Source organism: Streptomyces canus, assembly GCF_030816965.1.
GTDB lineage: Bacteria > Actinomycetota > Actinomycetes > Streptomycetales > Streptomycetaceae > Streptomyces > Streptomyces canus_E.
Window position 1 is genome coordinate 5,880,001 of record NZ_JAUSYQ010000002.1, and the last position, 20,850, is coordinate 5,900,850.

At 67.3% G+C, this 20,850-nt stretch carries 17 protein-coding genes and 2 rRNA genes; 16 read left to right on the forward strand and 3 right to left on the reverse strand.

The window, feature by feature from the left end:
* Nucleotides 1-299: 299 nt before the first annotated feature.
* The 11 genes from QF027_RS28060 to QF027_RS28110 all read left to right on the forward strand — a co-directional run bounded on the left by QF027_RS28060 (nucleotide 300) and on the right by QF027_RS28110 (nucleotide 11,354).
* Nucleotides 300-3,420 (forward strand): 23S ribosomal RNA (locus QF027_RS28060).
* 70 nt (nucleotides 3,421-3,490) lie between these two features.
* Nucleotides 3,491-3,607, forward strand: a 5S ribosomal RNA gene (gene rrf / locus QF027_RS28065).
* Between the two features lie 61 nt (nucleotides 3,608-3,668).
* Entirely contained in the window at nucleotides 3,669-4,313 is a 645-nt protein-coding gene (locus tag QF027_RS28070; RefSeq protein ID WP_307077837.1) for an HAD family hydrolase, read from the forward strand.
* 69 nt (nucleotides 4,314-4,382) lie between these two features.
* A complete protein-coding gene (locus tag QF027_RS28075; protein ID WP_307077839.1) occupies nucleotides 4,383-5,066 on the forward strand; it encodes a VC0807 family protein in 684 nt (227 codons plus the stop codon).
* Nucleotides 5,067-5,132: 66 nt separating this feature from the next.
* Nucleotides 5,133-6,344, forward strand: a complete 1,212-nt coding sequence (locus QF027_RS28080; protein WP_307077841.1) for an MFS transporter — start codon at nucleotides 5,133-5,135, stop codon at nucleotides 6,342-6,344.
* Nucleotides 6,295-7,467, forward strand: a complete 1,173-nt coding sequence (locus QF027_RS28085) for an acetoin utilization protein AcuC (RefSeq protein ID WP_307077844.1) — start codon at nucleotides 6,295-6,297, stop codon at nucleotides 7,465-7,467. The genes QF027_RS28080 and QF027_RS28085 overlap by 50 nt, the downstream gene beginning before the upstream one ends.
* A 103-nt stretch (nucleotides 7,468-7,570) precedes the next feature.
* Nucleotides 7,571-8,386, forward strand: coding sequence for a phosphatase (locus QF027_RS28090; protein ID WP_306977954.1), 816 nt, complete (start codon nucleotides 7,571-7,573; stop codon nucleotides 8,384-8,386).
* Nucleotides 8,387-8,515: 129 nt separating this feature from the next.
* Nucleotides 8,516-8,725: a helix-turn-helix domain-containing protein gene (locus QF027_RS28095; protein ID WP_016437488.1), complete on the forward strand. Its 210-nt coding sequence runs from the start codon at nucleotides 8,516-8,518 to the stop codon at nucleotides 8,723-8,725.
* Nucleotides 8,726-8,902: 177 nt separating this feature from the next.
* Nucleotides 8,903-9,001 carry a 30S ribosomal protein bS22 gene (locus tag QF027_RS28100; protein ID WP_003948845.1) on the forward strand — a complete coding sequence of 33 codons (99 nt, stop codon included), beginning with the start codon at nucleotides 8,903-8,905 and terminating at the stop codon, nucleotides 8,999-9,001.
* A gap of 227 nt (nucleotides 9,002-9,228) precedes the next feature.
* Nucleotides 9,229-10,287, forward strand: a complete 1,059-nt coding sequence (locus QF027_RS28105; RefSeq protein WP_306977951.1) for an NAD-dependent epimerase/dehydratase family protein — start codon at nucleotides 9,229-9,231, stop codon at nucleotides 10,285-10,287.
* Between the two features lie 14 nt (nucleotides 10,288-10,301).
* Nucleotides 10,302-11,354, forward strand: a complete 1,053-nt coding sequence (locus QF027_RS28110; RefSeq protein ID WP_306977948.1) for a lysophospholipid acyltransferase family protein — start codon at nucleotides 10,302-10,304, stop codon at nucleotides 11,352-11,354.
* A 69-nt stretch (nucleotides 11,355-11,423) separates the two neighbouring features.
* Here QF027_RS28110 and QF027_RS28115 read toward each other — a convergent pair whose 3' ends face one another.
* The 3 genes from QF027_RS28115 to QF027_RS28125 form a co-directional block, all read right to left on the reverse strand.
* On the reverse strand, nucleotides 11,424-12,635 hold the full coding sequence (locus QF027_RS28115; RefSeq protein WP_307077846.1) for a DUF5667 domain-containing protein: 1,212 nt from the start codon (nucleotides 12,633-12,635) through the stop codon (nucleotides 11,424-11,426).
* Nucleotides 12,636-12,868: 233 nt separating this feature from the next.
* Complete coding sequence (locus QF027_RS28120; protein WP_306977945.1) at nucleotides 12,869-13,642, reverse strand: ECF subfamily RNA polymerase sigma factor, BldN family; 774 nt, start codon at nucleotides 13,640-13,642, stop codon at nucleotides 12,869-12,871.
* A gap of 315 nt (nucleotides 13,643-13,957) precedes the next feature.
* Entirely contained in the window at nucleotides 13,958-14,884 is a 927-nt protein-coding gene (locus QF027_RS28125; RefSeq protein ID WP_307077848.1) for an HAD family hydrolase, read from the reverse strand.
* 125 nt (nucleotides 14,885-15,009) lie between these two features.
* On the opposite strand from QF027_RS28125, the gene QF027_RS28130 reads away from it, so the two are divergent.
* From QF027_RS28130 to QF027_RS28150, 5 genes are all read left to right on the forward strand, one after another.
* Nucleotides 15,010-15,288, forward strand: coding sequence for a glutaredoxin family protein (locus tag QF027_RS28130; protein ID WP_306977942.1), 279 nt, complete (start codon nucleotides 15,010-15,012; stop codon nucleotides 15,286-15,288).
* Nucleotides 15,289-15,523: 235 nt separating this feature from the next.
* On the forward strand, nucleotides 15,524-16,291 hold the full coding sequence (locus tag QF027_RS28135; protein WP_306977940.1) for a redox-sensing transcriptional repressor Rex: 768 nt from the start codon (nucleotides 15,524-15,526) through the stop codon (nucleotides 16,289-16,291).
* On the forward strand, nucleotides 16,288-18,012 hold the full coding sequence (locus QF027_RS28140; RefSeq protein WP_307077850.1) for a glutamyl-tRNA reductase: 1,725 nt from the start codon (nucleotides 16,288-16,290) through the stop codon (nucleotides 18,010-18,012). The genes QF027_RS28135 and QF027_RS28140 overlap by 4 nt, the downstream gene beginning before the upstream one ends.
* Entirely contained in the window at nucleotides 18,009-18,968 is a 960-nt protein-coding gene (gene hemC, locus QF027_RS28145) for a hydroxymethylbilane synthase (protein ID WP_307077851.1), read from the forward strand. The genes QF027_RS28140 and hemC overlap by 4 nt, the downstream gene beginning before the upstream one ends.
* The gene (locus tag QF027_RS28150; RefSeq protein WP_307077853.1) at nucleotides 18,965-20,671 is read left to right on the forward strand and encodes a bifunctional uroporphyrinogen-III C-methyltransferase/uroporphyrinogen-III synthase; all 1,707 of its coding nucleotides are present in this window, start codon (nucleotides 18,965-18,967) and stop codon (nucleotides 20,669-20,671) included. The genes hemC and QF027_RS28150 overlap by 4 nt, the downstream gene beginning before the upstream one ends.
* Nucleotides 20,672-20,850 lie beyond the last annotated feature (179 nt).

Here is a 20,850-nt window from a genome sequence, read left to right on the forward strand (position 1 = left end):
GGAGCATCTAGGCCGCCGAGCTTGCTTGGTGGTCCAGGGCCATTACGTCGGCACACGTTCGACGGTGGTTGCTCATGGGTGGAACGTTGATTATTCGGCACTCTCAGTCATCTCGGGCTGCAAGTACTGCTCTTCGGAGCGTGGAACGCTGATCACGAGTGGCGGGGGTGCCGGGCACGCTGTTGGGTGTCTGAGGGAATGAACCCCCTCGATGCCGGCCCCAGTAACTCGCCTGTGAGGGCGGGGTGATGGGTGGCTGGTCGTTGTTTGAGAACTGCACAGTGGACGCGAGCATCTGTGGCCAAGTTTTTAAGGGCGCACGGTGGATGCCTTGGCACCAGGAACCGATGAAGGACGTGGGAGGCCACGATAGTCCCCGGGGAGTCGTCAACCAGGCTTTGATCCGGGGGTTTCCGAATGGGGAAACCCGGCAGTCGTCATGGGCTGTCACCCATACCTGAACACATAGGGTATGTGGAGGGAACGCGGGGAAGTGAAACATCTCAGTACCCGCAGGAAGAGAAAACAACCGTGATTCCGGGAGTAGTGGCGAGCGAAACCGGATGAGGCCAAACCTACGACGTGTGAGACCCGGCAGGGGTTGCGTCGTGGGGGTTGTGGGATCTCTCTTTCACAGTCTGCCGGCTGTGAGACGAGTCAGAAACCGTTGATGTAGGCGAAGGACATGCGAAAGGTCCGGCGTAGAGGGTAAGACCCCCGTAGTCGAAACATCAGCGGCTCGTTTGAGAGACACCCAAGTAGCACGGGGCCCGAGAAATCCCGTGTGAATCTGGCGGGACCACCCGCTAAGCCTAAATATTCCCTGGTGACCGATAGCGGATAGTACCGTGAGGGAATGGTGAAAAGTACCGCGGGAGCGGAGTGAAATAGTACCTGAAACCGTGTGCCTACAAGCCGTGGGAGCGTCGGGCAAGCACTTGTGCTTGCCTCGTGACTGCGTGCCTTTTGAAGAATGAGCCTGCGAGTTTGCGGTGTGTTGCGAGGTTAACCCGGGTGGGGTAGCCGTAGCGAAAGCGAGTCCTAATAGGGCGTTTGAGTAGCACGCTCAAGACCCGAAGCGGAGTGATCTAGCCATGGGCAGGTTGAAGCGGAGGTAAGACTTCGTGGAGGACCGAACCCACCAGGGTTGAAAACCTGGGGGATGACCTGTGGTTAGGGGTGAAAGGCCAATCAAACTCCGTGATAGCTGGTTCTCCCCGAAATGCATTTAGGTGCAGCGTCGTGTGTTTCTTGCCGGAGGTAGAGCACTGGATAGGCGATGGGCCCTACCGGGTTACTGACCTTAGCCAAACTCCGAATGCCGGTAAGTGAGAGCGCGGCAGTGAGACTGTGGGGGATAAGCTCCATGGTCGAGAGGGAAACAGCCCAGAGCATCGACTAAGGCCCCTAAGCGTACGCTAAGTGGGAAAGGATGTGGAGTCGCAGAGACAACCAGGAGGTTGGCTTAGAAGCAGCCACCCTTGAAAGAGTGCGTAATAGCTCACTGGTCTAGTGATTCCGCGCCGACAATGTAGCGGGGCTCAAGCGTACCGCCGAAGTCGTGTCATTGCAGCAATACGCCCAACGGCGGCTGTGATGGGTAGGGGAGCGTCGTGTGCCGGGTGAAGCCGCGCCGGAAGGCAGTGGTGGACGGTTCACGAGTGAGAATGCAGGCATGAGTAGCGATACACACGTGGGAAACGTGTGCGCCGATTGACTAAGGGTTCCTGGGTCAAGCTGATCTGCCCAGGGTAAGTCGGGACCTAAGGCGAGGCCGACAGGCGTAGTCGATGGATAACCGGTTGATATTCCGGTACCCGCTGTGAAGCGTCAAACACTGAACCAGGCGATGCTAAGTCCGTGAAGCCGCCCCGGAGCCTTCGGGCAAAGGGGAGTGGTGGAGCCGGCGAACCAGACTTGCAGTAGGTGAGTGATGGGGTGACGCAGGAAGGTAGTCCAGCCCGGGCGGTGGTTGTCCCGGGGTAAGGGTGTAGGACGTCAGGTAGGTAAATCCGCCTGGCAATAGTCTGAGACCTGATGCCGAGCCGATTGTGGTGAAGTGGATGATCCTATGCTGTCGAGAAAAGCCTCTAGCGAGTTTCATGGCGGCCCGTACCCTAAACCGACTCAGGTGGTCAGGTAGAGAATACCGAGGCGTTCGGGTGAACTATGGTTAAGGAACTCGGCAAAATGCCCCCGTAACTTCGGGAGAAGGGGGGCCATCACTGGTGAGAGGACTTGCTCCTCGAGCTGGGGGTGGCCGCAGAGACCAGCGAGAAGCGACTGTTTACTAAAAACACAGGTCCGTGCGAAGCCGTAAGGCGATGTATACGGACTGACGCCTGCCCGGTGCTGGAACGTTAAGGGGACCGGTTAGTCCGACTTCGGTCGGGCGAAGCTGAGAACTTAAGCGCCAGTAAACGGCGGTGGTAACTATAACCATCCTAAGGTAGCGAAATTCCTTGTCGGGTAAGTTCCGACCTGCACGAATGGCGTAACGACTTCTCGACTGTCTCAACCATAGGCCCGGTGAAATTGCACTACGAGTAAAGATGCTCGTTTCGCGCAGCAGGACGGAAAGACCCCGGGACCTTTACTACAGTTTGATATTGGTGTTCGGTTCGGCTTGTGTAGGATAGCTGGGAGACTGTGAACTCCGGACGCCAGTTCGGGGGGAGTCGTCGTTGAAATACCAGTCTGGTCGTGCTGGATGTCTAACCTGGGTCCGTGATCCGGATCAGGGACAGTGTCTGATGGGTAGTTTAACTGGGGCGGTTGCCTCCTAAAGAGTAACGGAGGCGCCCAAAGGTTCCCTCAGCCTGGTTGGCAATCAGGTGTTGAGTGTAAGTGCACAAGGGAGCTTGACTGTGAGACCGACGGGTCGAGCAGGGACGAAAGTCGGGACTAGTGATCCGGCGGTGGCTTGTGGAAGCGCCGTCGCTCAACGGATAAAAGGTACCCCGGGGATAACAGGCTGATCTTCCCCAAGAGTCCATATCGACGGGATGGTTTGGCACCTCGATGTCGGCTCGTCGCATCCTGGGGCTGGAGTCGGTCCCAAGGGTTGGGCTGTTCGCCCATTAAAGCGGTACGCGAGCTGGGTTTAGAACGTCGTGAGACAGTTCGGTCCCTATCCGCTGCGCGCGCAGGAATATTGAGAAGGGCTGTCCCTAGTACGAGAGGACCGGGACGGACGAACCTCTGGTGTGCCAGTTGTTCTGCCAAGGGCATGGCTGGTTGGCTACGTTCGGGAGGGATAACCGCTGAAAGCATCTAAGCGGGAAGCCTGCTTCGAGATGAGTATTCCCACCCCCTTTGAGGGGTTAAGGCTCCCAGTAGACGACTGGGTTGATAGGCCGGATCTGGAAGCCCAGTAATGGGTGGAGGTGACCGGTACTAATAGGCCGAGGGCTTGTCCATATTTGCTCGCGTCCACTGTGTTAGTTCTGAGGCAACGACTGTGTGTTTTCCGGTCTGTGTTTCATAGTGTTTCGGTGGTCATAGCGTGAGGGAAACGCCCGGTTACATTCCGAACCCGGAAGCTAAGCCTTACAGCGCCGATGGTACTGCAGGGGGGACCCTGTGGGAGAGTAGGACACCGCCGAACAATTTTTGAGAAAACCCCCGTTCCATTCGGAACGGGGGTTTTCTGCGTTTAGGCTCGATACATGCGCTACGACCTCGTCATCTTCGACAACGACGGTGTTCTCGTCGACAGTGAGCCGATTTCCAATCGGCATCTCGCCGCGTATCTGACGGAGCTCGGGCACCCGACCTCCTACGAGGACTCCATCCGCGACTACATGGGCTCCGCCATGCACCGCATCCACGACCTCGTCCTGGAACAGACCGGGCGGCGGCTGCCGGAGGACTTCGACGACGTCTTCCATGCGCGGGTGTTCGCCGCGTTCGAGCGGGAGTTGCAGCCCGTGGCCGACGTGGCGGGCGTACTGGAGAAGCTGGCGGCGGACGGGGTGCCGTACTGCGTCGCGTCCTCCGGGAGTCATGAGCGGATCCGGGTGGGGCATCGGGCGACCGGGCTCGACCGGTGGTTCGCGGACGAGCGGATCTTCAGTTCGCAGGATGTGGGGCGAGGGAAGCCGGCGCCTGATCTGTTCCTGTACGCCGCCGAGCGGATGGGGGTCGAGCCCGGGCGGTGTGTAGTGATTGAGGACAGTCCGCTGGGCGTACAGGCGGCTGTCGCGGCCGGGATGGACGTGTACGGCTTCACCGCCATGACGCCTGCCGCCAAGCTCGAGGGGGGCACTCAACTCTTCTCCGACATGGGTGAGTTGGCGGACCTGCTCGTCTGACATTTGTCATGCCGAGGTCCGGACGATCGTTTCTACTGGCACCCCCTCGCCGGACGAGAAGCTGAGGGCATGACGACGAAGACGAACTCGAAGCGCGCGAACCTGGCTCCTCTGATCGTGGACGTGGCTGTGCCGATCGGGGCGTACTACCTGCTCAAGGACGGACTCGGGACGAGCACGTTGATGGCGCTGGGCCTCAGCAGTGTCGTCCCGGCCGTGCGGACCGGCTGGAGCGTGGTGAAGGAGCGAGCGGTCAACGGTCTCGCCGCGCTCATCCTCGTCGTCAACGTCATGGGGCTGCTGCTCAGCTTCGTGGCCGGCGACCCGCGGCTGATGCTCGCCAAGGACAGCGGGGTCAGCAGTGTGATCGGCATCGGCGTTCTCGTCTCCGTCGCGCTGGGGAGGCCGATGATGACCGCGGGCATGAAACCCTGGCTCGTGAAGGGGATCGCGGAGCGGGAGGCCGCCTGGGGACGGCTCCAGGACACGTCGGCGGACTTCCGGCGGGCCGAGCGGCGGTTCTCCGTGGTGTGGGGGGTCGTACTGCTGACGGAGTGCGTGCTGCGGGTCGTGGGGGCGTACACGCTGCCGGTGGACACGATGGTGTGGCTCGGGTCCGTGGTCATGGTCGTGTCGATGGCGGTGGCCTTCCTGGTCAGCGGGGCCATCGGGGCCGGACCCATGGCCCGGATGCTGATCGCTGAGACGAAGACCTGTGCCCCCGTGAGGTCCGAGGTCGCCCTCGCCCGATAAAGCTGAGTGAAACTCATCTTTGGCTGGATCTACCCACGAGTACGCCGGGGCCCTACGCTCGCCGCCATGACAGATGTGCTGCGGCGCGGTAGGGCCTCGCTGGCGTTCAGCTTCTTCGCGCAAGGTGTCGCCTTTGCTCTGCTGGTGACGCGGATCCCCGCGATCCAGGACCGGTACGGCGTCTCCGACGCGCTGCTGCCCGCCTTCCTGGCCGCCGTGCCGATCCTCGCCGGCGTCGGGAGCGTCTCGACCGAGCACCTGGTGAAGCGGATCCGGCCCAGTCGGCTGCTGCGATTCGCCCAGCCCGTCGTGCTCCTGGCGCTGCTCGGGGTGGGGGCCGGGGACTCGACGGTCGAGCTGGGCGTCTCGCTCGCCGCCTTCGGGCTCGCCGTGGGCATGCTCGACGCGTCCATGAACATGCTCGGGGTGAGCCTGCAGCGGGCGTACGGGCGCAGCATCATGCTGAGCTTCCACGCGGTGTTCAGTCTCGGCGGGATCGCCGGGGCCTCGCTCGCCTGGGTGGGGGCGCACTGGCATCTCGCGCTGTTCGTGTCCTATCTGCCGGTCGTGGTCGCGCTGCTGCCGCTGTGCCTGGTGGGGAGTCGGTGGTATGTCGACGGGGACGCCACCGTCGTGGAGGAGAAGCCGCAGGGCGGGGAGACGGTGGTCTTCAAGCTGCTGCTGCCGCTGTGTCTGGTGATGACCTTCGCGTATATCGGGGACTCCACCGTCTCCAACTGGAGTGCGAAGTATCTGCAGGATGTGCTGGGGAGCTCGGAGCAGCTGGCCACCGTGCCGTACAACGTGTACATGGTGACCACCCTGATCGGGCGGACCATCGGGGACTTGGGGGTGCGGCGGTTCGGGGCCGCGACGGTCGTACGGCTGGGGTCGTTGGTGGCCGCCGGGGGGTTCGCGGTGGTGGCCGTGGCGCCCGGACCGTGGGTCGGGATGCTCGGGTTCACGCTGCTGGGGCTGGGGTTGTGTGTGCTGGTGCCGCAGACCTTCGCGGCGGCAGGGCGGTTGTTCCCGGGGGCCTCGGATGCTGCGGTCGCTCGGCTCAATGTCTTCAACTACGTGGGGTTTCTGGTCGGTTCGCCGTTGGTGGGGGCCTTGGGGGACGCGTGGAGCTATCGCGGGGCCATGCTTGTGCCGATGGTGTTGGTGCTGGTGACGCTGGTGTACGCCAAGTCGTTCGAGGCTCAACCGGACCGATACGGTGGCGGGCATGAGCGGCCGCGCACAGCTGATGTGGGACGAGGCAGTAACGGGCTATGACTTCGGTCCGGACCATCCGATGGATCCGGTCCGGCTCGATCTGACCCGGCGACTGGTGGATGCCTTCGGACTGGACCGGGACGTGGAGGTCGTGTCGGCGAAGGCGGCGGGCGAGTCGACGTTGCGGCTCGTGCACCGCGAGGACTACGTCGAGGCCGTGAAGGCGGCTTCCGTGGACCCTGGGGCGGCCGACCAGTCGTACGGGCTGGGGACGATGGACGATCCGGCCTTCCCGCGGATGCACGAGGTGTCCGCGCTGATCGCCGGGCAGTCGGTGGGGGCGGCGGAGGCCGTGTGGCGGGGGCAGGCGCTGCATGCGGTGAACTTCGCGGGTGGGCTGCATCACGCGATGCCCGGCGGTGCCTCGGGATTCTGCATCTACAACGACGCCTCGCTCGCCATCGCGCGGCTCCTGGAGCTGGGCGCCGAGCGGGTCGCCTATGTGGACGTCGACGTGCATCACGGCGACGGGGTGCAGGCGGCGTTCTGGGAGGATCCCCGGGTTCTGACGATCTCGTTGCACGAGCATCCTCGGACGCTGTTTCCGCAGACCGGGTGGCCGGAGGAGACCGGGGCGGACTCGGCCGAGGGCAGCGCGGTGAATGTGGCGTTGCCGGCGGGGACGGGGGACGCGGGGTGGTTGCGGGCTTTCCACGCGGTGGTGCCGGAGCTGATTGCCGACTTCCGGCCCGATGTGCTGGTGACGCAGCACGGGGCCGATACGCACTTCGAGGATCCGCTGGCTCATCTCGCGGTGTCGTTGGATGCGCAGCGGGCTGTGCAGGTGGCGTGTCATGAGCTGGCGCACGAGTACGCCGGGGGGAAGTGGATCGCGCTCGGGGGCGGAGGGTACGCCGTGGTGGATGTCGTGCCCCGGTCCTGGACGCATCTGGTGGGGATCGCTGCGGGGCGGCCGGTCGATCCCGAGGCGATGATTCCCGAGGGGTGGCGGCAGGAAGTGTTCGCCCGGACCCGGCAGTTGGCGCCGGCGCGGATGACGGACGGCCGGTGGCCGGTGGCCTATGCGGGGTGGGATGCGGGGTACGACCCTGCGGATCGGCTGGATCAGGCTGTGCTGGCTACCCGGCGGGCGGTGTTTCCGTTGCGGGGGTTGCTGGCGTAGTAGGTCGCGACCGCGGGGGGCCGCGCAGGCTCCGTTACGCCGACTGTGCGGTGTTTCCCTGTTCCCGTCCCCTCCTTCGCCCCCCTCCGTCACCATCACTCACGTGTTGAGCACCGGTGCCCTCCGCGCCCATCTGCTGGCCGCTCGTCTGGCCGGGCCCGTGGCCACCTCCCGGGAGGAGAGTCTGCGGAGTTATCGATTGTTCGCGGCTCGGGATCCAAGGGTGCTGATCGGGATCGATCCCGAGTGGTCGTGGAACGAGCGGGATTTGATCGGTCTCATGGCCGACAAGTGCGGAGTTTCGGGCGATCCGCGGCACACAAGTGGCCATGATGTGATTGACCCTGAGCGAACCCTCGTCGCGCTCGACGCCTTCGCGGAGCGGCTCGAGGCAGTTGCGCAGCGCAAGGGGGCCGTGCTCCTAGGCACCGGCCATCCGCACCGACTGCTCGGCTTCTACGCCGCCATCGCGGACGCCCTCTCGGCGGCGGGATGTACCGTCCTCACCCCTGCGCATGGTCGCTGTGTCGACATAACGACCCGGTTCGGTCTACGCACGTACAACCTTGACTACGTACGAGGAGTCGCGCTCGTGCGGGAACCGGACGCGAAGAGCTCCGGTGGTGAGACCGGCGCACACTCGCACTCGCCGCTCCCGGTTCGTACCGTGCTGGCGGCCGCGGCGGAGAGCGGCGGCCCGCTTCCCGAGCTCGTGGTCGGGGACCATGGATGGGTCTGCGGAGCAGGTCAGCTGGGGTTTGAGGCCATTGGGCTCGCGGATACGGATGACCCCGCGCTCTTTGTGGGGGAGGCAGAGGGGGCCGTGTCCGTCGTCGTTCCACTTGATGACGCCGTGCGGTCTGATTACTACCTGCCGCTGACCCGCTACGTACTCAATCGAGCGTGTCTGTCACAGTAGGCCGCCGATGGGTGCACCTCTTCCCCACTTGCATCACCCGCCCCTACATTGGGGAGTGAGCACGCAGCGACGAAGAGTCACCGGAAGGGGAAGCCGGTGGCCGTCGAGTGCGGAAGGTTCAGGTGTGTCATGGCTGCTGAACAGAGGCCTCTGAGCGAGGTTCAGTTCCTTACCGTGGCGGAAGTCGCCTCGGTGATGCGAGTGTCGAAGATGACCGTGTACCGGCTGGTGCACAGCGGTCATCTGCCCGCGATCAGGGTGGGGCGGTCCTTCCGTGTCCCCGAGAACGCGGTTCACGAGTACCTCCGCGAGAGCTATGTGGGGGTGGAGACGGCCTGACGACAACGGACTCGGGGAGGTCTCAAGGGGGCCTCAGGGCACTCGTGGACCCCTGCCTGATCTCCCCGGTTCACCTCGATTACGACCTCAGCGCTCGGGCGGGTAGGCTAGCCCCTTGTAGGTCGTATGGGCCCATGGCGCCCAGCACCGAGTGATGAGAAGTGAGCGAGGGTAGTCGTGGGCTCTGTTATCAAGAAGCGGCGCAAGCGGATGGCCAAGAAGAAGCACCGCAAGCTGCTCAAGCGCACGCGCGTTCAGCGTCGCAACAAGAAGTAGGCGACGCGCGGAAGCGTGTTTGTGGCCCCCCAACCGATACCGGTGGGGGGCCATACGCGTGTCAGGACGTGCGCGTGGGCTGAATGTCGTCACTTCTCGCAGTGGGCAGTCATCACAGCGCAACATCGACCCGCTAAGTTGGCGGCACACGGGGAACGCGGCACAGGACCAGTGCCGTGTCAGGGCGGCACCAGGGCTGGACCACGGCTGGAAGGAAGGCGCTGATCTTGGGAAAGGTCGTGCTCGTGACCGGAGTGGCCCGACAGCTGGGGGGCCGGTTCGTACGACGCATCCAGCGTGACCCGCAAGTGGACCGGGTGATCGCCGTGGACGCGGTGGCGCCGGAGCACCATCTGGGCGGGGCCGACTTCGTCCAGGCGGACATCAGGCAGCCCGGCATCGCGCGGGTACTGGCCGAGACGGCCGCCGACACCGTCGTACACCTGGATGTGACGGCGATGGCGCTCGGCAGCGGGAGCCGGACCACGGTCAAGGAGACCAACGTCATCGGCACCATGCAGCTGCTCGGGGCCTGTCAGAAGTCGCCGAACGTCAAGCGGCTCGTGGTGAAGTCCAGTACGAACGTGTACGGCTCGGCGCCGCGGGATCCCGCCGTGTTCACGGAGACCACCCCGCCCAAGTCCCTGCCGTCCGGCGGCTTCGCCAAGGACACGGTCGAGGTCGAGGGGTATGTGCGGGGCTTTGCGCGGCGGCGCCCTGACGTGGCCGTGTGCGTGCTGAGGTTCGCCAACATCCTGGGGCCGACGGCGGACACCCCGCTCGCCTCGTACTTTGCGCTGCCGGTGCTGCCGACCGTGTTCGGGTACGACCCCCGGTTGCAGTTCGTGCACGAGGACGATGTGATCGAGGTGCTCAGGATCGCCTCGCACGAACCGGAGCGGGGCACGCTCAACAGCGGCACCTTCAACGTCGCGGGCGACGGTGTCCTGTTGCTGTCGCAGTGTTCCCGGCGGCTCGGGAGGCCCACCGTGCCCCTGCTGCTGCCGGCGGTCACCTGGGCCGGGTCGCTGGTGCGGACGCTCGGCATGACGGACTTCTCGCCCGAGCAGATCCGGCTGCTCACCCACGGCCGGGTCGTGTCGACGGTCCAGATGCGTGAGACGCTCGGATTCCGGCCGAAGTACACGACGGCGGAGACCTTCGCGGACTTCGCGAGCAGCCAGGGACCCGGGCTGCTGCCGCCGGAGGCCCTCGCGGGGGCCGTCGACAGGATCGCCGCGCTGCCCCTCGCGGGTGGCCACCCCCCGACGCAGAGCGCCAACTGAGGAGCGCATCAACGATGGCGGACGCCAAGGTCATTCCGTTCGACGACGACCGGTCCCGTGCAGGCGCCGTACAGCGGCCGGCGCGGCGCCGTGGCGCGGGGAGCCGGCGCAAGGGCTCCGAGCCCGCGCTGGTCCGTGAGGTCCAGCCTCTGCCCAGCAGGGCCTCCGCGCAGGATGATGTTCCTGTGACGCGTGAGGAAGAGCCGCCGCAGCAGGCGAACGACGAGGGCGGCCTGGAGCGGCGGATCGCCGGAGGCCTCAGCTTCCTGCGCCGCCGGCTCACCGGGGACTACGAGGTCGACGACTTCGGCTACGACGAGGAACTCACCGACCAGGTCCTGATGTCCCTGCTGCGGCCGGTGTACGAGAAGTACTTCCGGGTCGAGGTGAAGGGCGTCGAGAACATCCCGGCGGAGGGTGGCGCGCTGATCGTCGCCAACCACTCCGGGACGCTGCCGCTGGACGGCCTGATGATGCAGGTCGCCGTCCACGACCACCACCCCGCGAACCGGCACCTGCGGTTGCTGGCGGCGGACCTGGTGTTCATGCTGCCGGTGGTCAACGAACTCGCCCGCAAGGCCGGTCACACCCTCGCCTGCGCGGAAGACGCCGAGCGGCTGCTGGGGCGCGGTGAACTGGTCGGTGTGATGCCGGAGGGCTTCAAGGGCATCGGCAAGCCGTTCAGCGAGCGCTACAAGCTCCAGCGCTTCGGCCGGGGTGGGTTCGTCTCCACGGCCCTGCGCCAGCGCACCCCGATCATTCCGTGCTCGATCGTGGGAGCGGAGGAGATCTACCCGATGATCGGCAACGCGAAGACGCTGGCCCGCCTGCTGGGATTCCCGTATTTCCCGCTCACCCCGACCTTTCCCTGGCTGGGTCCCCTGGGTGCGGTTCCGCTGCCGACGAAGTGGACGATCCAGTTCGGCGAGCCGATCCTCACGGACGGCTATCCGCCGGAGGCCGCCGAGGACCCGATGCTGATGTTCAACCTGACCGACCAGGTCAGGGAACAGATCCAGCACACGCTGTACAAGTTGCTGGTGCAGCGGCGGTCGGTGTTCTTCTGATCTTTTCTGTCGTACGACGGCGGGGGCGCCCTTCATGGGAAGGGCGCCCCCGCCGTCGTACGGGAAGAGCTAGTTGGTGTTCTCGCCGTCGATTCCCAGGCCGGGCAGGAGGCCCGGGAGGAGGGGCGGGAGGGTGACGTCCGGGTCGGAGGACGGGGCGGGGGAGGTCGGGGTGGCGGTGCCGGTGGCGTTCGGCGGGTCGAGGAGGCCGCCGGTGTTGCCGCCGAGCAGGCCGTCGTCCTCGCCGGCGGACGTGGCCGACTTGCTGGGGCTGCTGCCGCCGCTGTGCTCGGAGGAGCCGCCGGTGCCAGGGGCCGTGGACCGGCCGGAACCGGTCGAGGTGTCCGAGGACGCCGCCCCGGAGTGCTGCCGCTGTCCCGAGCCACCGCTCCGGGCGGGGGGTTCGGGCAGGAGGGACTGCAGCGGGGCGACCTCTTCGTCTATGGCGTCGAAGACCGAGGACACCTGGTTGCTGACGTCACCGAGCTGCACGGGCAGCCGCTCGCGGAGCGCGCCCCAGGCCTCGCGGTGCGAGCGCGAGAAGCTGGAGAGGGCCTGGATGGGGCCCAGGGAGTTCGGGTCGCGGTCGTACGCCTCGTGCAGCAGGCGGTGGCCTTCGGCGGCGTCGTGCTGCACGCCGGACAGGGCGCGGCGGATCTCGCTCAGGGACTCGTGGTCGAGGTGACCGTCCCGGCCGCGCTCCATCAGGCGGCGGGCCTCGCTCAGCCGGGTGGAGGCCTGGTCGAGGTAGGCGACACCGCGCTCGTCGTCGCCCTCGGACAGGTAGCTGAGCTTGAAGTCCTCGATGCCGCGCTTGAGGCCGTACAGCGAGTCCCCGGGCAGCGCGTCCGAGCTGGCCGCGGCCACTCCGCCGAAGGCTCCGGCGGCGACTCCGACGCTCAGGCCGCCCGCGGCCAGGCTCTTGCTGAGCCGGGAACGCGGTCGCAGTTTCCCGAGCGGGCTCGCCCGGTGGGCGGCTCCCGCCCGATGGGAGCGCTGCTCGGGCACCGCGGGTTCCACCCCGTCGCCCTCCAGCAGCATGGCCTCCATCGCGGCCACGAGCTGGGCTCGCTGGACGACCTTGACCTCAGGGTCCAGCTCAGGCCTGGGCAGCTCGCCAAGACACTCCGCGAGGGTCAACAGGCGGTCCTGCCCGGTGTGTTCCCCAGCGGCCGGCTGGTGTCCTTCGGACTGCTCGGCCGCCGGGTCCCGGTCGGACTGCTCCTCCAGGGCCTGGGCGAAGGCGTTCGCCCGCCGGTGCGCCGATACGTTCGCGATCACTGGCGGCACCTCCTCTCGTCATGACGGTCGACTCCCCAGGGGGTCCTGAGGGTTGCACACCCTGACCACAAGCACACGATCGAGTGATCGAAGTCGGCCAAGGAGTGACCACAGGGAGCCTGCATCCCGCACAACGAGCGGCGTGGCACTTGGGTTACGGACGGCGGATGATCGGATCGGGAAGGCAACGGACTTTCACCGAGCGCGAGTTGGCGGTTACCAGGCGTGCGCTCTCAGCGGGCGTCGTCCGGGAGGAGACGGGCCAGGGTGCGCACGGCCCGGTACTGGAGCGTCTTGATGGCGCCCTCGTTCTTGCCCATCACCCGAGCGGTCTCGGCGACGGAGAGTCCCTGGAGGAAACGGAGGGTCACGCACTCCTGCTGCTGCGGGTTGAGCCGGCGGACGGCGTCCAGCAGCGCGGCGTTGGAGAGCGACTCCAGGACGGAGTCCTCGGGCGAGCGCTCGACCTCGTTGGCGTCGAGCATCTCGCCGGTGGTGACCTCGAGACGGAACCGGCTCGACTTGAAGTGGTCGGCGACGAGGTTGCGCGCGATGGTGACGAGCCAGGCGCCGAAGTCGCGGCCCTGCCAGGTGAATGTGCCGATCCTTCTGAGCGCGCGCAGGAATGTCTCGCTCGTCAGGTCCTCGGCGGTGGCCTTACCTCCTACCCGGTAATAGATGTACCGGTACACCGTGTCGCTGTACTGGTCGTACAGGCGGCCGAAGGCGTCGGCCTCGCCGGCCTGGGCGCGTTCGACCAGGTCCATCATGCGGGCGCTGTCGCTGTCCGCGGCCGGACGGCGGGCGGGGGCGGCGCCGGTCGAGCGCCCTCGTCTGCCGACGGCCGCGGAACCGTCGGCCAGTGCGTAGCACGGGCCGATCGGTGCCGCGGCTGCGGCGAGGGCGGGGACGGCGTACGCGGTGGGGACGAAGCCGCGCAACAGGTCGTGGACCGTTGCGCGCAGCGTAGCCAGGCCCGAGGCGTCAACCCCGACGTGTGGGTACACGGGACTCCCAGAGGCAGAGCTTCCATCACGTGCAGTACCGGACCGTTCACCCGTCGTAGCGACGGAAGGGGTACCGGATTGCGTCTGAGGAGAATAACGCTTAGTGCAGGCTCTGCTACACCCAGTTGCTCTATTCATCGATTACGTCGCTTCTGTAACCGAGTGGGAGCAATTCAAGTGCCGGGGAGTGACCGGTTGTTGATCGAAAGCGGTCGTGTTCTGCCAGGGAACGGGGCGTGTTGTGGCCGTGTGCAGCCAATGTGCCTGCACACGGGGTTACGCCCGTAAAACCCGGGGATTGGTGTGTTCGCCCGGCTACCGGCGGCGTTTGTGCAAGGCGATCGCCGCCGCCGTACCGCCTGCCACCGCTCCCACGCCGGCCGCCGCCGGGATGCCGACCTTCGCCGCCTTGCGGCCTGTGCGGTAGTCGCGCAGGCGCCAGTCCAGTTGACGGGCGTGCTTGCGGAGCTTGGCGTCCGGGTTGATCGCGTAGGGGTGACCGACCAGCGAGAGCATCGGGATGTCGTTGTGGCTGTCGCTGTACGCCGCGCAGCGCGACAGGTCGAGGCCCTCCGCCGCCGCCAGGGCCCGGACGGCCTCCGCCTTCGCGGGGCCGTGGAGAGGTTCGCCCACGAGCTTGCCCGTGTAGACCCCGTCCACCGACTCCGCCACGGTGCCCAGGGCGCCGGTGAGGCCGAGGCGGCGGGCGATCACCTGGGCGATCTCCACCGGGGCGGCTGTGACCAGCCACACCTTCTGGCCCGCGTCCAGGTGCGCCTGCGCAAGCGCGCGTGTGCCCGGCCAGATGCGCTCGGCCATGTACTCGTCGTAGATCTCCTCGCCGATCGACTGGAGCTCGGCGACGCGGTGGCCCTTGACGATCGACAGCGCGGAGTCCCGGGCCTCCTGCATGTGCTCCGGGTCCTCGACGCCGGCCAGCCGGAACCACGCCTGCTGCCAGGCGAACTTCGCGAGCTCACGGGTCTCGAAGAACTTCCGTTTGTACAGGCCACGGCCGAAGTGGAAGAGGGCGGCGCCCTGCATCACCGTGTTGTCCAGGTCGAAGAAGGCGGCGGCCTTGTCGTCGCCCAGGACCGGGAACTGGGACTCCGGTTCCGTACCAGGGGTCTCCTCGACCTCCTGGGAGGACTTGCGCGCAGCCTCCGCCGAGGCCTCGCCTGCCAACACGCTCCGCGCCGTGGCGGAGCGCCTACGGGGAGTGAGCCATCCGAGAGCGGCCATGGCGTGAGCATAGCCAGTCTGTCAGGCGGTTCCGGAGTCGAGAGGTTTGAAGGGTGTGAACTCTCCGCGACTGTGCCGTTAAGCAGCGGTCCCGGCCGAGCGCGCCACGCGGGAGAATGGCTTGCATGAGTCTCATCTTCCGCCGAAAGCAGGCCAGGGCCCCCGAGGACCGGCTCGTCACCCTGATCCGCAAGCCCGGTTGCCATCTGTGTGATGACGCACAGCTGGTGATCGAGAAGGTGTGTGGAGATCTCGGGGTTCCCTGGGAGTACCAGGACATCGACCAGGATCCTCGACTGCACGCTCAGTACTGGGAACAGATCCCCGTCGTACTCGTCGACGGTGAGCAGCACACCTTCTGGCGGGTGAACGAAGATCGCCTCCGCAAGGCCCTGACCGACTAGTCCAACTCGTCCAGCCGGTCGCTTAGGATCGATGGTGACCTGGTCTTGGGGGCGGGATTGATGAGGGAAGTGTGCGGTTTTGCCTCCGAGAGAGAAGCGCGTGACCCCCGTCACGTTGGCCGGGCAAATCGGACACCATCTTTGTGCACGCGTTCACAAAGACATAGCCTGCATTCGACGGGGCGGTCTGGGGACGCATGACCGCCTACAGCCCCGCTCTACCCGCAGGAGCACCGTGGCAACTGGCCGAACTCACCGACCGGCGACCCGTAGCCGAGGGATTCCCGAGGCCACCGTCGCCAGGCTTCCGCTGTATCTACGAGCCCTGACCGCGCTGTCGGAGCGCTCGGTACCCACGGTCTCCTCCGAGGAGCTCGCGGCCGCAGCGGGGGTCAATTCCGCGAAGCTGCGCAAGGACTTCTCCTACCTGGGTTCTTACGGAACGCGCGGTGTCGGCTACGACGTCGAGTATCTCGTCTACCAGATCTCCCGCGAACTCGGCCTGACCCAGGACTGGCCGGTTGTGATCGTCGGTATCGGTAATCTCGGCGCCGCTCTGGCCAACTACGGCGGCTTCGCGTCCCGTGGATTCCGTGTCGCGGCGCTGATCGACGCCGATCCGGCGATGGCCGGCAAGCCCGTCGCGGGCATTCCGGTGCAGCACTCGGACGACCTGGAAAAGATCATCGAGGACAACGGCGTGTCCATCGGTGTCATCGCCACCCCCGCCGGTGCCGCTCAGCCGGTCTGCGACCGGCTCGTGGCCGCCGGGGTCACCTCCATCCTGAACTTCGCGCCGACCGTGCTGTCCGTGCCGGACGGCGTCGACGTGCGCAAGGTCGACCTCTCCATCGAGTTGCAGATCCTTGCCTTCCACGAGCAGCGCAAGGCCGGTGAGGAGGCCGCCGCCGCCGCTGACGGCGCCGGTCCGGTCATCACCGGCCGCAGCCACTCCGCCGACAAAGGGCCCGACGGGGACGTACCCGCCGTGATGCCGGCATGAGTCTCCTCGTCGTCGGACTGAGCCACCGCAGCGCGCCGGTCAGCGTGCTGGAGCGGGCGGCTCTCCCTGCCGATGCGCAGGTGAAGCTGCTCCAGGACACGGTTGCCGCCGACCCGGCCACGGAGGCCGCGGTGCTGGCCACCTGCAACCGGATAGAGCTGTACGCCGACGTGGACAAGTTCCACGCCGGGGTGGCCGAGCTGTCCACGCTGCTCGCGCAGCACAGTGGCGTGGGGCTCGACGAGCTCACTCCCTACCTCTACGTGCACTACGAGGACCGGGCCGTTCACCACCTCTTCTCCGTGGCCTGTGGGCTGGACTCCATGGTTGTCGGGGAGGGGCAGATCCTCGGGCAGATCAAGGACTCGCTGGCGCGGGCGCAGGAGCTGCACACGGCCGGACGGCTGCTCAACGACCTGTTCCAGCAGGCGCTGCGGGTCGGGAAGCGGGCGCACTCCGAGACGGGGATCGATCGGGCGGGGCAGTCGCTGGTCACGTTCGGGCTGGAGCAGCTTGCTCTCGGTGCGGAGGTGTCGGACTGGGCTCGGGGGAAGAAGGCACTGGTCATCGGGGCCGGATCGATGTCCTCGCTGGCCGCGGCGACACTGGCCCGGGTCGGGGTCACGGAGATCGTCGTCGCCAACCGGACGGCTGACCGGGCCGAGCGGCTCGCGGAGATCCTCAACGAAGGTGGGGACGTGTCCGCCCGCGCGGTACCGATGGATTCGGTGTCGGACGAGCTGACACGTGCAGATGTTGTGGTGTCCTGTACGGGCGCCACCGGGCTCGTACTCCGTGCCGAGGCCGTTGCCGCTGCGCGGGGGTCGGTCGCGCAGCTCGGCGCTGACGAGGTGCCGCCCTTCCGCGGGTCGGGAGCCGCCCAGGCGGCACGACTGCGCGCAGGCTCCGCGACTGACGAGAACTGCCCGCTCGACCTGGCCCCCATACAGGCCACCCCACAGGCCACTTCCGGTTTCTCCGTGCTCGGTGAAGCCGCTGTCGCCGGGATGGCCGCCTCCGAGCTGGAGCAGCACGCCGCGTGGGTGGACAACGCGCCGCGGCCGCAGAGCTCCGGTCCGGCCGTGACCGTGCTCGATCCCGCCGAGGAAGCCGACGCCATCGCGGCGCTCGCGGCCACCGCCGCCGTCATCGGGCGGGTGCCCGAGCGGCGCAGGCCCGAGCCCGTCGCCGAGATTCCGCGGCCCACCCCCTCGCTCTTCCTGCTCGACCTCGCCATGCCCCGGGACATCGACGCCGCCGTGCACCGGCTGGGCGGGGTGCGGCTCGTCGACATCGAGTCGCTCGCCGAGGCTTCGGCGGACGCTCCCATGGCGGCCGACGTCGACCAGGTCCGTCGTATCGTGGCCGACGAGGTCGCCGCCTTCGGGGCCGCGCTCAGGGCCGCGCACATCACGCCGACCGTCGTCGCGCTGCGGTCCATGGCCGCCGATGTCGTCGCCGGTGAGATCGCCCGGCTCGACGGGCGGCTGCCGGGGCTGGACGACAAGCAGCGCGGGGAGATCACGCAGACCGTGCGGCGCGTGGTCGACAAGCTGCTGCACGCGCCGACCGTACGGGTCAAACAACTCGCGGCTGAGCCCGGCGGTGCCGGGTACGCGGACGCGTTGCGGACTCTGTTCGACCTCGACCCCGAGACGGTGGCCGCCGTCTCCCGCGCCGAGGACCGCACCACCGATGAGAAAGACCGAGGCTCGTCATGAGTACCAAGGCGCTACGGCTCGGGACCAGGCGGAGCAAACTCGCCATGGCCCAGTCGCGGCAGGTGGCGGACGCCGTGAGCCAGGTGACCGGGCGACCCGTCGAGCTCGTGGAGATCACCACGTACGGCGATGTGTCCAAGGAGGCGCTCGCGCAGATCGGCGGCACCGGCGTCTTCGTGACCGCGCTGCGCGAAGCCCTGCTCACGGGCGAGGTCGACTTCGCGGTGCACTCGCTCAAGGATCTGCCGACCGCGCAGCCGGACGAGCTGGCGCTGGCGGCGATACCCGAGCGCGAGGACCCGCGGGACGTCATCGTCGCCCGGGACGCCCTCAAATTCACCGACCTGCCCCGAGGTGCCCGCATCGGTACCGGTTCGCCCCGGCGTGCAGCGCAGCTGAACGCGTACGCCCGCGCGCACGGACTTGATATCGAGACGGTTGCGATCCGGGGGAACATCGATACCCGGGTGCGGTTCGTGCGCGATGGTGGGCTGGATGCGGTGGTGCTGGCCGCGGCAGGGCTCAGCCGCATCGGCCGTATCGACGAAGTGACCGATTTCCTCTCGGTCGACACAGTTTTGCCCGCTCCCGGCCAGGGAGCACTCGCGATCGAATGCACCGCGGACAACGCGGACCTGATCGCAGCGCTCGGCGAGCTCGACGACCCGTTCACGCGGGTCGCCGTGACCGCCGAACGGTCACTGCTCGCCGCCCTGGAGGCCGGCTGCTCCGCCCCTGTGGGCGCGCTGGCCGACCTGCTGGCCGACGGGCAGATTGTCAAGGAAATGCGCCTGCGGGGCGTCGTCGGCACGACCGACGGCTCTCGCACGGTGCAGTTGTCCACCACCGGTCCCGTGCCCGAGACGTACGACCAAGCAATGGCGCTCGGCCGTGAACTCGCGGCCGAGATGCTTGCCCAGGGCGCGGCCGGTCTGATGGGGGAGCGAGCACAGTGAGCCCCACCACCCTTCCCGCCGGTCCTGAACACGGGCACGTCACCTTCCTCGGTGCCGGACCCGGAGATCCGGGACTGCTGACTCTGCGCGCCGTCGAGGCGCTCACGAACGCGGACGTCCTCGTCGCCGGGCACGAAGTGCTCGACGTCGTACGCGTCCACGCTCGGTCGGGCGTCGCCGTCGTGGACACGGACACGGAGTCGCCTTCGACTCCGGTTCCGGGCACGGGCGCGCCCCAACTAACGATCGTTGACGGCTCGTCAACAACCGCAGCTGTCCCCGCTGTACGGGATGCCGCACATCTTGTCATGGAGGCCGCGCGGGGCGGCAGGCGGGTCGTACGTGCGGTGTCCGGGGACCCCGGGCTCGACGCGTACGCCGCCGAGGAGATGCTGGCCTGCGCCCGCGCGGGCGTGCCTTTCGAGGTCGTGCCCGGTGTCGCCGCCGCCGTGGGTGTACCCGCGTACGCGGGTGTGCCGTTGCGGGACGCCCAGGGCGCGGACGTGCGGTTCGTGGACGCGCGGACGGCCTCCGACCGGTGCTGGACGGAGGTGGGGGCGTCGGACGGGACCGTGGTCGTGTCGACGACCCTGGACTCCGTGGGCGCCGCCGCCGGGGAGCTGGTCGCGGCCGGTCGCAAGCCCGATACGCCGATGACGGTGACGGTCGCCGGTACGACCACCCGCCAGCGGACGTGGACGGCGACCCTGGGCACCATCGCCCAGACGCTCAAGCAGGCCAAGGTGCTGCCCTCGCCCGAGGGCGGGCGGCCGGTGATAGTCGTGGTCGGTGAGCGTTCGGCCGCCGCGCAGCGCGACCAGCTGTCGTGGTTCGAGAACAAGCCGCTGTTCGGCTGGAAGGTTCTCGTGCCGCGTACGAAGGAGCAGGCGGCCTCGCTTTCCGACCAGCTCAGGTCCTACGGGGCCGTGCCGCACGAGGTGCCGACGATCGCCGTCGAGCCGCCGAGAACGCCCCAGCAGATGGAGCGGGCGGTCAAGGGGCTCGTGACCGGGCGCTATGAGTGGATCGCCTTCACCTCGGTCAACGCCGTCAAGGCCGTACGCGAGAAGTTCGAGGAGTACGGGCTCGACGCGCGTGCCTTCGCGGGGATCAAGGTCGCCGCGGTGGGCGAGCAGACGGCGAAGGCGCTGGTCGCCTTTGGCGTGAAGCCTGACCTGGTGCCGAGCGGTGAGCAGTCGGCCGCGGGTCTTCTCGAGGACTGGCCGCCGTACGACCCGGTGTTCGACCCGATCGACCGGGTGTTCCTGCCGCGGGCCGACATCGCGACCGAGACCCTGGTCGCCGGGCTCATCGAGCTCGGGTGGGAGGTCGACGACGTCACCGCCTATCGGACCGTGCGGGCCTCGCCGCCGCCCGCGGAGACGCGGGAGGCGATCAAGGGCGGTGGGTTCGACGCCGTTCTCTTCACGTCGTCGTCGACCGTGCGGAACCTGGTGGGTATCGCCGGGAAGCCGCACAACGTGACCGTGATCGCGTGTATCGGTCCCGCCACGGCCAAGACCGCCGAGGAGCACGGGCTGCGGGTGGATGTGATGGCTCCCGAGCCGTCCGTGCACAAGCTGGCCGAGGCCCTCGCCGACTTCGGGCTGAAGCGGCGGGCGGCGGCGGTCGAGGCCGGGGATCCGGTGACACGGCCGAGCGAGCGGCGGCCGGGGGCTCGGCGGCGGCGGTCGACGACCTGAGCGTGGTGACGACCTGAGCGTTGTGGGGCGCGGTGTCGGTGCGCGGTGGCTGCGGTGGCCTGGTTCAGGCTGACCGGGCCACCGTGTGGCCGTAGCGCAGGACGTTCTCCGGGGCGTACGTCGACTTCGCGCTGTACGCGGCCAACGCTCCGCCGTGGTGCGCGGCCCGTCGGTGGCGT

Excerpts from the sequence above, each read along its gene's own strand:
- QF027_RS28110 (WP_306977948.1), top strand. The coding sequence starts at position 10,302 with ATGGCGGACGCCAAGGTCATTCCGTTCGACGACGACCGGTCCCGTGCA.
- QF027_RS28095 (WP_016437488.1), top strand. The coding sequence starts at position 8,516 with ATGGCTGCTGAACAGAGGCCTCTGAGCGAGGTTCAGTTCCTTACCGTG.
- QF027_RS28125 (WP_307077848.1), bottom strand. The coding sequence starts at position 14,884 with ATGGCCGCTCTCGGATGGCTCACTCCCCGTAGGCGCTCCGCCACGGCG.
- QF027_RS28140 (WP_307077850.1), top strand. The coding sequence starts at position 16,288 with ATGAGTCTCCTCGTCGTCGGACTGAGCCACCGCAGCGCGCCGGTCAGC.
- QF027_RS28080 (WP_307077841.1), top strand. The coding sequence starts at position 5,133 with ATGACAGATGTGCTGCGGCGCGGTAGGGCCTCGCTGGCGTTCAGCTTC.
- QF027_RS28085 (WP_307077844.1), top strand. The coding sequence starts at position 6,295 with ATGAGCGGCCGCGCACAGCTGATGTGGGACGAGGCAGTAACGGGCTAT.
- QF027_RS28075 (WP_307077839.1), top strand. The coding sequence starts at position 4,383 with ATGACGACGAAGACGAACTCGAAGCGCGCGAACCTGGCTCCTCTGATC.
- QF027_RS28070 (WP_307077837.1), top strand. The coding sequence starts at position 3,669 with ATGCGCTACGACCTCGTCATCTTCGACAACGACGGTGTTCTCGTCGAC.
- hemC (WP_307077851.1), top strand. The coding sequence starts at position 18,009 with ATGAGTACCAAGGCGCTACGGCTCGGGACCAGGCGGAGCAAACTCGCC.
- QF027_RS28130 (WP_306977942.1), top strand. The coding sequence starts at position 15,010 with ATGAGTCTCATCTTCCGCCGAAAGCAGGCCAGGGCCCCCGAGGACCGG.